The 12,516-nt window shown below is 40.2% G+C and carries 8 protein-coding genes and 2 pseudogenes; 7 read left to right on the plus strand and 3 right to left on the minus strand.

Features of this window, described 5'->3' with window-relative positions:
• Positions 1 to 98: 98 nt before the first annotated feature.
• Both KH943_RS06100 and KH943_RS06105 read left to right on the plus strand, forming a co-directional pair.
• Positions 99 to 1,946: pseudogene (locus KH943_RS06100) on the plus strand (BCCT family transporter); the annotation flags it as partial.
• Between the two features lie 296 nt (positions 1,947 to 2,242).
• Complete coding sequence (locus tag KH943_RS06105) at positions 2,243 to 4,174, plus strand: ABC transporter ATP-binding protein (protein ID WP_304108968.1); 1,932 nt, start codon at positions 2,243 to 2,245, stop codon at positions 4,172 to 4,174.
• A gap of 57 nt (positions 4,175 to 4,231) precedes the next feature.
• Here the strand turns inward: KH943_RS06105 and sppA are convergent, their stop codons facing one another.
• Positions 4,232 to 6,097 carry a signal peptide peptidase SppA gene (sppA, locus tag KH943_RS06110; protein WP_304108971.1) on the minus strand — a complete coding sequence of 622 codons (1,866 nt, stop codon included), beginning with the start codon at positions 6,095 to 6,097 and terminating at the stop codon, positions 4,232 to 4,234.
• A 106-nt stretch (positions 6,098 to 6,203) separates the two neighbouring features.
• Between sppA and galE the strand changes: the two genes are divergently transcribed.
• The 5 genes and pseudogenes from galE to KH943_RS06135 all read left to right on the plus strand — a co-directional run.
• Positions 6,204 to 7,220, plus strand: coding sequence for a UDP-glucose 4-epimerase GalE (gene galE, locus KH943_RS06115; protein ID WP_304108974.1), 1,017 nt, complete (start codon positions 6,204 to 6,206; stop codon positions 7,218 to 7,220).
• A 138-nt stretch (positions 7,221 to 7,358) separates the two neighbouring features.
• Positions 7,359 to 8,513 (plus strand): tRNA 2-thiouridine(34) synthase MnmA, encoded by a 1,155-nt coding sequence (gene mnmA / locus KH943_RS06120; RefSeq protein WP_304108977.1) that lies wholly within the window; start codon positions 7,359 to 7,361, stop codon positions 8,511 to 8,513.
• A gap of 19 nt (positions 8,514 to 8,532) precedes the next feature.
• Entirely contained in the window at positions 8,533 to 9,012 is a 480-nt protein-coding gene (trmL, locus tag KH943_RS06125) for a tRNA (uridine(34)/cytosine(34)/5-carboxymethylaminomethyluridine(34)-2'-O)-methyltransferase TrmL (RefSeq protein ID WP_304108980.1), read from the plus strand.
• An 88-nt stretch (positions 9,013 to 9,100) separates the two neighbouring features.
• Positions 9,101 to 10,471: a glutathione-disulfide reductase gene (gene gorA / locus KH943_RS06130; protein ID WP_304108981.1), complete on the plus strand. Its 1,371-nt coding sequence runs from the start codon at positions 9,101 to 9,103 to the stop codon at positions 10,469 to 10,471.
• Between the two features lie 79 nt (positions 10,472 to 10,550).
• Positions 10,551 to 10,769, plus strand: a pseudogene (locus tag KH943_RS06135) (helix-turn-helix domain-containing protein); the annotation flags it as partial.
• Between the two features lie 298 nt (positions 10,770 to 11,067).
• Here the strand turns inward: KH943_RS06135 and cmoB are convergent.
• Together cmoB and KH943_RS06145 are read right to left on the minus strand one after the other, a co-directional pair.
• Complete coding sequence (gene cmoB / locus KH943_RS06140) at positions 11,068 to 12,030, minus strand: tRNA 5-methoxyuridine(34)/uridine 5-oxyacetic acid(34) synthase CmoB (RefSeq protein WP_304108984.1); 963 nt, start codon at positions 12,028 to 12,030, stop codon at positions 11,068 to 11,070.
• Between the two features lie 195 nt (positions 12,031 to 12,225).
• Positions 12,226 to 12,516 (minus strand): HvfC family peptide modification chaperone (locus KH943_RS06145; protein WP_438359826.1); only part of this gene is annotated, 291 nt, incomplete at its 5' end.

Here is a 12,516-nt window from a genome sequence, read left to right on the forward strand (position 1 = left end):
ATGAAAAGAATTGATAAAATTCACAATTACATTCTAGAACATTCGAAAAATTTTACTAAAGCAGAAATTCTTAATAATAATGGACCAACAGCACAAGAACATTTTCAATTTTTTTAGGCTTTTTGCTGATTCTTTCCGTCAGTAGTTTAGGGAATATTAAACTTGGCAATGATGAAGAAGAGCCTGAATTTGGATTCCTTTCTTGGCTTGCAATGTTATTTGCAGCGGGAATGGGGGTTGGGTTGATGTTCTTTGGTGTGGCAGAACCATTGACACATTATCTCTCAGATATTACTAGCGGCACAGCAGAACATCGTCAACAAGAAGCGATGCTACATACCTTATTCCACTGGGGAATTCACGCTTGGGCGGTGTATGGAATGATTGCTTTAGCTTTAGCTTATTTCGGTTTCCGCTATAAACTGCCACTTGCATTGCGTTCTTGTTTCTACCCATTATTGAAAGATCGTATTAACGGCAAAGTAGGTGACGTCATTGATGTGATGTCATTGCTTGCGACTTTATTCGGTATTATTACAACCTTAGGTTTTGGTGCATCGCAATTAGGTGCGGGATTAACTCAATTAGGTTGGGCAAGTGAAAATAGCTTTAGTTTACAGTTAATTGTTATTATCGTTGTCATGAGCTTAGCCATATTCTCTGCGATTTCAGGAGTAGGTAAAGGAGTAAAAATGCTGAGCGAAATAAACCTAAGCTTAGCTTTCTTATTGCTAATTTTTGTTTTAGTAGCAGGACCAACTCTCTATTTATTATCGGCATTCAGTGATAACTTAGGCACGTATCTTAGCCATTTAGTACAGTTAAGTTTCAAAACCTATACGTATGAACAAGAGCATACGAACTGGTTTAGCGGTTGGACAGTTCTTTATTGGTCATGGTGGTGTTCTTGGGCGCCTTTTGTAGGCTTATTTATTGCTCGGATTTCAAAAGGACGTACAATTCGTGAATTTATTTTTGGTGTATTAGTCATTCCAAGTTTATTTGGTGTACTTTGGTTTACCGCATTTGGTAATACTGCAATTTGGTTAAATAATGGGGAAGCCGCAGGTGCATTAGGTCAGCTGGTTTCATCACCAGAATCTCTGTTGTTTAAATTTTTAGATTACTTACCCCTTTCAGCAGTAACAGGTATTGTAAGTTTATTGATTATTTCTTTATTCTTTATTACTTCGGCAGACTCAGGTATTTATGTACTGAATAATATTGCATCACGTGATAAAAGTTTAACCTCTCCTCGCTGGCAAGCAGTAATGTGGGGAGGAGTAATGTCTGTGGTAGCGATTGTCTTAATGCGCTCAGGCGGCTTAGCTAACCTACAAGCAATGACATTAATGGTATCTCTCCCATTTGCTATGTTAATGCTGATTATGTGTGTGAGCTTATGGAAAGGTTTAAATACAGATAAGAAATACTTTAGCACCAAAGTGAACCCAACCAGTATTTTCTGGACAGGTGAAAAATGGAAAGATCGTTTAGAGCAAATGATGAACCAAACGCAAGAGAAAGATATTTTACGCTTCCTCAAACATACTGCGTTACCTGCAATGCGTGAATTACGCCAAGAGCTAATTGGTAAATATAATCTGAGTGTGTCGGTAAATACCTTGTTTGATCAAGATGAACCTGCAGTCGAATTAGTAATTCAAAAAGATGCAATGCGTGACTTTATGTACGGTATTAAATCTGTTAGCCGTGAAGTTTCAGAGCAGTTAATTAACGATGAAAACTTACCACATATTCAACATAGCACCACTTACGAACCTTACACTTATTTCTTTGATGGTCGTGTTGGTTATGATGTGCAATATATGGATAAAAATGAGTTAATTGCGGATATGTTAAAACATTACGAACGTTATTTAACGTTATTAGATAATGTTGGACAAGAGTTAATGGCTCATGAACAAACAGAATTAGCAGAATAATTTTCGCTTTTAGTCTTTCAAAATACGGTTGAATTTTTTCAACCGTATTCTCTTTATATTTTAGGCGTTTTAAGCACACCTAATCTCTTTTTTATAGTTTACTATTTTTAGTAATGGGGGAATTTAGGTAAATTAATATTTAACCAAAGGTGAATTAAACCAATCACTTCAAGGTATTGTCTCATTGCTTTTTCGCTTTCTTTATTATTTATACATTACCATCAACATGTCCCCGCTTACCTCCCTCGTTCAAATCTGATAAAATAACCAAATTTTTTCTTATTAACATCAACTTTATGGCATTACTTAACCTATCAAACGCCTATTTAGGCTTCGGGGATTTTCCACTTTTAGATCATACCGAATTACATATTGAACCTAATGAACGAGTCTGTTTAGTTGGACGCAATGGAGCGGGCAAATCAACGTTAATGAAAGTACTTGCAGGCGAAGTGCAATTAGACGATGGCAAGTTAATTTTTGAAAAAGACATCATTGTGACACGTCTTGAGCAAGATCCGCCACGTCATATTCAAGAAACTGTTTTCGAATATGTTGCTGAAGGGATTGCACATTTAAGCGATCTTTTAAAGCAATATCACCACATTTCGCAACAAATGCTGACCAATTACAGCGATGAGTTATTAGCAAAATTGTCACAAGTGCAAGCTCAGCTTGAGCACAACAATGGCTGGCAGTTTGAAAACCGCATCCAAGACACGCTGAAATTGTTAGAGCTTGATCCAGACAAAAAACTCTGTGAACTTTCAGGTGGTTGGGTTCGCCGTGCTGCTCTTGCCCGTGCCTTGGTTGCCGATCCAGATATTCTGTTATTAGATGAACCAACCAACCATTTAGATGTGGAAGCCATCACTTGGCTTGAAGATTTATTGCTCAATTTCAAAGGTTCGATCATCTTTATTTCGCACGACCGTTCATTTATCCGCAAAATGGCAACCCGTATTGTTGATTTAGATCGCGGTAAACTCGTCTCTTACCCAAGCAACTACGATCTCTATTTAGAAACCAAAGCAGAAGATTTACGTGTAGAAGCCTTGCAAAATGAGCTTTTCGATAAAAAACTCGCACAAGAAGAAGTGTGGATTCGCCAAGGCATTAAAGCCCGCCGCACGCGTAACGAAGGGCGAGTGCGAGCCTTGAAAAAGTTGCGTGAAGAGCGTCGCAACCGCCGTGAAGTGCAAGGTAAAGCTAAAATCCAGTTGGATACCACTGCTCGATCAGGCAAAATCGTGTTTGAAATTGAGCATGCCAGTTACGAAGTTGAAGGTAAAACCTTGCTGAAAGATTTTTCTGCGACTATTCAACGTGGCGATAAAATTGCGTTAGTGGGGCCAAACGGCTGTGGTAAAACCACCTTCATCAAACTGTTATTAGGTGAATTGCAACCTACTTCGGGTACCATTCGTTGTGGAACCAAATTAGATGTCGCTTATTTCGACCAATACCGTGCCGAGTTAGATTTAGAAAAAACGGTGATGGACAACGTTGCCGATGGTAAACAAGATATTGAAGTAAACGGCGTAAAACGCCACGTGCTTGGCTATTTGCAAGATTTCTTATTTCCGCCAAAACGTGCAATGACGCCCGTTAAAGCCTTATCGGGCGGCGAGCGCAACCGTCTCTTATTGGCAAAATTATTGCTCAAGCCCAATAACCTTCTGATTCTGGATGAACCAACCAATGACTTGGACGTGGAAACATTGGAATTATTGGAAGAACTGCTTGCCGATTATCAAGGTACATTATTAATCGTCAGCCACGATCGTCAATTTATCGACAATACCGTGGAAGAGTGTTTCTTCTTTGAAGGCAACGGCGTATTAAATCAATATATTGGTGGCTATTTTGATGCGAAGCAACAACAAGAAAATTACCATGCTAGCCAAGCTGTACAATCGCAAAATCAGAAGAAAAATGAACCGCTTGTAAGCGAACTCGTAAAACAAGAAAAACCCAAAGCAGAAACGAAGAAAGTGAAGTTGTCGTATAAAGAACAACGTGAACTGGAAGAATTACCTGCGAAGATGGAAGCCCTTGAGGCAGATATTGACGCTTTGCAAACAGAGGTGAATTCTGCTGATTTCTTCAGCAAAGAAATCGCTTATACCCAAGAAAAATTACAAGCTCTCGCAGAGAAAGAAGCTGAACTTGAACAAGCTTTTGAACGCTGGGAAATGCTTGAGAATATTAAGAATGGGAATGTGTGAAAATCTATCACCGCTTGTTTAAAGCAAGCGGTGATTTTTAATTTATTACCTTATCCGTTATTTTACCGTCCCACACTGCAAACAATACAAATAACGATATTGTGGATCATTAAATTTTGCAAAAGTTTGAGCAAAATCGTCCGCTTGTTTGGCGATCGGAAGGTTTAACCATTTGGCAAAGCTGACTTGCATTTTGCTGTTTAAACTGCGTGAAAGTTCGGCAAAAAGAGACTCATCACGGTCGCCAAACCATTGTGGCACCAATTTTTCGTAAGCTGGTGTGTCTTCTGAGCGTTGTTGTTTCAGCAACTCGCTCATTGCATATAATGCATCATCAAAATCGCCAAGTTGGTCTACTAATCCTTTCTCTTTGGCAACCGCACCTAACCAAACTTGCCCTTGGGCGATTTTATCTACATCGGCTTTGGTAATGTTACGCCCACGGCTGACCAAATCTAAAAACTCGCGGTAGCCTTGTTCCACGCTCATTTGAATCAGCATTTTCTGCTCTTCAGATAACGGTTTTAAACTACTAATTTCCGCTAATGGTGAGGTGGCAATACCATCTTCTCGTATGCCTAAATTTTTCGCGGTTTTTTCTAAATTGAACATCACACCAAAGATGCCAATTGAGCCTGTAAGCGTGTTTTTGTCGGCTAAAATTTTATCGCTAGTTGCTGCAATCCAATAGCCGCCTGATGCAGCCATTCCACCCATAGAGCTTACTACAGGGATGCCTGATTTTTGGATCGCCTCCACTTCTTGGCGAATCAGTTCCGAAGCTAAGGCACTGCCACCAGGGCTGTTGATACGGAGCACTAATCCTCGTACGCTTTTATCTTGCTTCACTTTTTGCAGTTGAGCAATGATGGTGTCTGCCCCCGCTGTGTTTTCTAGGCTTTCACCCATTGTGATTTCGCCCTCAATATTGACTACAGCGATTTTGTTTTCACCTTTGCGATTAAATCTATCAACTAGACCGCTTGCGTAATCTTGGTAATCAATGGATTTGAATCCTTTTTCGTCGTCTGCTCCGAATTTATCCGCGAGTGCTTGACGAATTTCCGCTTGACTGTTGATATGGGTCACGAATTGTTGCTTTAACGCAAAATCAGCTTCATTGCCTTGTGTTTGTTTTCGCATCTCAATCAGTTTATCTAATGGCGGTACGATATTTTCGGCATAAATTTTTCGATTTTCTGCCAATTTCTCTTTTACATTTTGCCACATTGGATACAACCAAGCGGTCGCATTTTGCTTGGCTTCTGCAGACATGTCATCGCGAATCAATGGCTCGACGGCAGATTTGTAAGTGCCCACACGGAAAATATATGGCGTTGCTTCAATTTTGTCGAATAACGATTTGAAATAGAGTGTGCTATATTTCAAGCCTTCCAACTCCACCGCACCAGCGTTGTTGAGGTAAATTTGATCGGCAAAGCTCGCCAAATAATATTGTTTTTGGCTAAAACTGTGACCAATTGCAATCACGGGTTTGCCTGATGCTTGGAAATCTTTGATTAGCTTGCCAAGATAATCGAGCGAAGGATAATCTCCGCCTTCGAATTTGGCGAGATCTAATACCAATCCTGTAATTTTTTCATCAACTTTCGCTTGACGAATGGCGTTCGCAACGTCAAAAGTAGAGTATTTTTGCGGTTGCTCGTTGCCCATTTCGGCTTCTAACAAGCGGTAGAAATCGGGGTATTCTTCGCGATTATCTGCCAAATAACCATTTAAATTGAGCACTAACGCACCGTGGTCAAAGGTCGACATGGCTTCAGTTTCAGCCTTGCCGTTAAATGAACTGAGCAATGACACAAAAGCAAAGCTGATCATTACGAACAGTAGGAAGAAGAGTGTTATAACGCCTTCACGGATACAACGGAACACGCGGTAGAGTGCTTTAAGTAGCTTTAACATAGGGATCTCAGAGTGAAAAAATGAGTGACTAAATTAGCACAAAATCAAAGATTATTTAATAAAACCAAGGTAAAATAAGCCAAATTATTCATACAAGGAGTTTTTTATGGCAATTTTAGTGACTGGTGGTGCAGGTTATATCGGCTCGCATACTATTGTTGAATTATTGAATACAAACCGAGAAGTGGTGGTTTTGGATAATTTAAGCAATTCATCTGAAATTTCACTTGAGCGTGTTGAAAAAATCACGGGCAAAAAAGTGCCTTTTTACAAAGGTGATGTGTTAGACCGTGATATTTTACGCAAAATTTTTGCAGAAAATAAAATTGAATCGGTGATCCATTTCGCAGGTTTAAAAGCAGTGGGAGAAAGTGTGCGTGAGCCATTGCGTTATTATCAAAATAATGTGACAGGCTCAATTGTATTAGTCGAAGAGATGCTCAAAGCGGGCGTGAATACGATTGTATTCAGCTCATCAGCAACGGTGTATGGCGATCCGCAAATTATTCCAATTGTAGAATCTTGCCCTGTAGGTGGCACAACCAACCCATACGGCACATCAAAATATATGGTAGAACGTATTTTAGAAGATACGGTAAAAGCATTCCCACAATTGAGTGCAGTAATCTTACGTTATTTCAACCCAGTCGGTGCCCATTCAAGCGGCTTAATTGGTGAAGATCCAAACGGTATTCCAAACAACTTGCTACCATACATCAGCCAAGTGGCGGTGGGTAAATTGAAAGAACTCTCTGTATTCGGTAGCGACTACGATACCCACGATGGTACAGGCGTACGTGACTATATTCACGTGGTAGATTTAGCGTTAGGTCACTTAAAAGCGTTAGAAAAACACCAAGATGATGCAGGTTGTCACATCTATAACCTTGGCACGGGCGTGGGCTACTCTGTGTTAGATATGGTTAAAGCGTTTGAAAAAGCGAATAATATTGAAGTGCCATACAAGTTAGTCGATCGCCGTCCAGGGGATATTGCGACTTGCTATTCAAATCCGAAAAAAGCGTGGGAAGAGCTAGGCTGGAAAACACAACACGGCTTAGATGAAATGATGCGTGATACGTGGAATTGGCAAAAAAATAACCCGAATGGGTATAAGGGATAATTTTCTTATTTCTATAAGCTAGAGTGCTATTTTCTTATCAGAAAAAATATCTTAGCCTAGTGTGCTCGCACCCTAGGCTATGATTCGTTTTTATTATAACCAAATGTGCTTCGCCTTAACCGAAGTTACGGGAGAACTATGTTAAATTCAAACACTTACAACCAATACTTTCCAACCTTAACCTCCGAACAACTTGCCGAAAACGCTAAGAAAAAAGTGATTATCGGTATGTCGGGCGGTGTGGATTCCTCTGTTTCTGCGTTTATTCTTCAACAACAAGGCTATCAAGTCGAAGGCTTGTTTATGAAAAATTGGGAAGAAGATGACGACACGGATTACTGCACCGCTGCGGCAGATTTAGCCGATGCACAAGCGGTAGCGGATAAATTGGGGATGAAACTGCATAAAATTAACTTTGCGGCGGAATACTGGGATAATGTTTTCGAACATTTTTTAAGCGAATATAAAGCGGGTCGCACGCCGAACCCTGATATTTTGTGCAACAAAGAGATCAAATTCAAAGCCTTTTTAGAGTATGCGGCTGAAGATTTAGGGGCAAATTATATTGCCACAGGGCATTATGTTCGCCGTAGTGGGGACGATGCCAATGCACAATTATTACGTGGTTTAGATGAAAATAAAGACCAAAGTTACTTTCTCTATGCGTTAAATAAAAAACAGATTGGGCAAAGTTTATTTCCAGTGGGTGAAATTGAAAAGCCGATTGTGCGCAAAATTGCTGAAGATCTTGGTTTAGCTACAGCGAAGAAAAAAGATTCCACAGGGATCTGCTTTATCGGCGAACGCAAATTTAAAGACTTTCTAGCCCGCTTTCTACCTGCTCAACCAGGTGAAATTCGCACCGTGGACGGTAAAGTGGTTGGTCACCACGATGGTTTGATGTACCACACTCTCGGTCAGCGTAAAGGTTTAGGCATTGGCGGCGTAAAAGGCTTGAGCGAAGATCCGTTTTATGTAGTGGAAAAAGATTTAATCAATAATGTATTAGTAGTTGCACAAGGACATGATAATTCTGCCTTGCTTTCAACCGGCTTAATTGCCTCACAATTGACGTGGGTAGATATGCAACCGCTGCATGAAAACTTACGCTGCACAGTGAAAACGCGTTACCGCCAAGCGGATATTCCGTGTGAAATTCAACCGCTTGATGACAACACCATCAAAGTGATTTTTGATGAGCCACAAATCGCTGTAACACCAGGTCAATCCGCTGTGTTCTACTTGGGCGAAGTTTGCTTAGGTGGCGGCATTATTGAAACGCAAATTAAATAGCGAAAAAAGTGAGACGAAAATGTTAGATATTGTTTTATATGAACCTGAAATTCCACAAAATAGCGGGAATATTATTCGACTTTGTGCAAACTGTGGCTTTCGCTTACATATGATTGAACCACTTGGTTTTACGTGGGATGATAAAAAATTAAAGCGTTCAGGCTTGGATTATCACGAGTTTGTGGACATCAAAAAATATAAAAACTTTGAAGATTTCTTAGCAACGGCGAAGCCAAAACGTCTCTTTGCTTTAACCACAAAAGGGGAACCGAATCATAGCGATGTACAGTATGAACTAGGTGATTTTTTGATGTTCGGCCCTGAAAGTAGGGGGATTCCTAAAGCGATTTTAGACACGCTACCGATGTCTCAAAAAATTCGTATCCCGATGTGTAAAGATAGTCGCAGTATGAATTTATCGAACTCAGTTGCGGTAGTCGTTTATGAAGCGTGGCGACAATTCGGCTACGCCAACTCTGTGCCTCGTCAGAGTATTTAGGCTGGTAACCTATCACAATAATTCAATACATTTCTGCAAAAAGCGGTTAAAATCAGACCGCTTTTATTTTATCAATAAGGAATAAAAAATGACTAAACATTACGATTACGTTGCTATCGGTGGAGGTTCAGGCGGTATTGCTTCTATCAACCGTGCGGCAAGCTATGGTAAAAAATGTGCGATTATCGAAGCGAAACACTTAGGCGGAACTTGTGTAAACGTGGGCTGTGTACCGAAAAAAGTGATGTTCTACGGTGCTCATATTGCGGATGCAATCAACCAATATGCACCAGATTATGGATTTGATGTAGAAATGAAAGGCTTTGACTATGCGAAATTGGTAGAAAGCCGCCAAGCATATATCAGCCGAATTCACACATCATACAACAACGTATTATCAAAAAATAACGTGGACGTGTTAAACGGCTTTGCACGTTTTAAAGATGCGAAAACGATTGAAGTCACTTATGCAGACGGTTCAACTGAATTAGTCACCGCAGATCATATCTTAATTGCTACGGGTGGTCGTCCAAGCATTCCTGCCATTGAAGGGGCAGAATATGGTATCAATTCAGATGGTGTCTTTGCTTTAAACTCATTGCCAAAACGCGTAGCGGTTGTAGGAGCTGGTTACATTGCAGTAGAAATCGCAGGCGTGTTTAATAGCTTAGGAACAGAAACGCATTTATTTGTCCGCCAACATGCACCATTACGTAGTCAAGATCCTTATATTTTAGAAGCGTTGATGCAAGTGATGGAACAAGATAGCATTCATTTACATACACACGCACTGCCAGAGAAAGTAGTAAAAAATGCGGATGGTTCCCTCACATTGAAACTTAAAGATAGTCGAGAAACAACAGTAGATAGCCTTATTTGGGCAATCGGTCGTGAGCCTGCAACAGATGTGATCAACCTTGAAGTAACAGGGGTGAAAACAAATGAGCGTGGTCAAATTATTGTCGATAAATTCCAAAACACCAATGTAGAAGGCATTTATGCGGTGGGTGATATTATCGAAGGTGGTATTGAATTAACACCAGTTGCAGTAGCTGCAGGACGCCGTTTATCTGAGCGTTTATTCAACAACAAACCGAATGAACACTTAGATTACAACCTGGTGCCGACCGTAGTATTTAGCCATCCACCAATTGGTACAGTGGGTTTAACCGAACCACAAGCGATTGCTCAATATGGCGAAGAGAATGTAAAAGTGTATAAATCTTCATTCACAGCAATGTATACGGCGGTAACACAACATCGCCAACCTTGCCGAATGAAGTTAGTGTGTGTTGGACCAGAAGAGAAAGTCGTCGGTTTACATGGTATCGGCTTTGGGGTTGATGAGATGATTCAAGGCTTTGCGGTAGCAATCAAGTTGGGGGCAACCAAAGCAGACTTTGATAATACGGTGGCGATTCACCCAACAGGTTCGGAAGAATTTGTTACAATGCGTTAAATGTTATAGAGTGGACTCGTTTTGATCTGCACCCCAAAAGTTGGGCTAAACAACCAACTGACTAAGGTGCAAATTTTTTATGACCAAATACAATTTCCCTTTCAAACAACAAGTCATCGAATTTTATCTTCAACATGGTAAAAATCGTTCACTTACTCGTAAACATTTTCAACTGTCCAGCAGAACATTGCGACATTGGATTCACCAATTTAATCATAGTGGAATCAATGGGTTAGCCGTGCTGAGTAAGAAGCAAAATTACTCACCTGAATTTAAACTTAACGTGATACAAGCGGTTACACCCGAAATAGAGTGAGCAATAGGCTTGGCAAGCTGCCGCAAAATTTAATTTAAATTCTACCGCTTGCCGAGCCATGTAAGTAGATGGGAAGGCGGGTGAAAGATGAAGTGAAGATTGCGGAAATCAAACCCCAACAACAATCCGAAATATGGGAACGAATTAGAGGCTTTATTAATATATCTTTAGATTGTTCTGACCGAACATTGATATTTTATTAAGAGTTGCCGATAGGTTTATTTTCCAGAAATGTAATCAGTCCACTTTATAAGCAACTATTTTGTCTACTATGCCCTTACTAAGCATTCGCCAAAATCACTGCCCGTTTTGGTGCTGGTAAGCCCTCAATAGTTTTGCTGTGATCGGTTGGATCTAAGAAATCGACCAAACTTTCATTTTCAAGCCAATCTGTTCTTCGTTGTTCTTCAAGCGTGGTAACAGCTTGATCGACACATCTCACATTTTTAAACCCCACTTTTTCCAACCAGTTAATTAAGCACGGTACGGACGGAATGAAATAAACGTTTTTCATTTTCGCATAGCGGTCGGCAGGCACAAGGCAAGTGTTCATATCTCCATCAATGACCAGCGTTTCTAGTACCAATTCTCCACCTTTGACCAGTTGGGCTTTGAGCTGTGAAAGATGATCAAGCGGCGATTTACGGTGATACAACACGCCCATTGAAAATACCGTATCAAAGGCAGCAAGTGGTTGCATTTGTTCAATACCAAGTGGAATCAAATTCGCACGGCGATCATTACCAAGCAATTTCCGTACGACTTCAAATTGGCAAAGGAACAGCTCAGTTGGATCAATTCCTACTACCATTTTTGCCCCTTCGCCCACCATTCGCCACATATGATAACCACTGCCACAACCTACATCTAAAATCGTGCGATCTTTTAGCGGAGCAAGGTGCGGTAATACGCGATCCCATTTAAAATCAGAACGCCATTCGGTATCGATATGGATTCCGTGTAGGTGATACGGACCTTTTCGCCATGGCATCAGCTGTTTTAAATGATGGGTAATGCGTTGGGTTTCACCTGCTGAAAGCGGTTCGGTTGGAATGGATTCCACTTTATCTTTCAAGTTAATGCAAGCGGTCGAATTTGGCATAAAATCAACAATTTTTGCCCATTTGGCATAGTCACCGTGGGTGGTTTTTTCCCACGCTTTGAGCTGTGCGGGAAGGGTTTCAAGCCACGCAGAGAGATTCGTGGTGGCAATTTGTTTATAAAAAGGACGGAAGTCTATCATATAGAATCAAGCGTAAAAAAGAATAAGGCATTTTAACAAACTTTGTTAGAAAAGCTAAAAAAATTACCGCTTGTGAGTAAGTTCTAGGAAGAAATGACGTTAAGGCGTGATAAGCTATTGAACCTAATAAAAATTAGGTGAAAAAGATCTCTTTTTCACCTATCTCATATTGATATACGTTTTTCTGAACAAAATTTATCCCTCTTTAGGATAAAGCACTTCAGCATTAATCCAATTCACCCAAGTGTTTTCCAATAATGGAATTAAGGAGGTGCTATCTTCAACTACGGTATTTAAGGCAGATAATACCTCTTCTAAAGACGAAGGTTGTTCTTGTATATAACTTAATAGCCAAAAATCAAGTTCAGATAAGCGTTGTTGCAGAATATTAAAATCGCTATCCCGCCATATAACAGCTTGTATAGGGTTTTCATCAAATTGTTTAAAATCGCTTGATAAAAAATCGACTTCATAGCTTTTTAAATA

Origin of the sequence: Haemophilus parahaemolyticus (assembly GCF_018373095.1) — a bacterium.
In the GTDB taxonomy this organism is placed as follows: Bacteria; Pseudomonadota; Gammaproteobacteria; order Enterobacterales; family Pasteurellaceae; genus Haemophilus_A; species Haemophilus_A parahaemolyticus_A.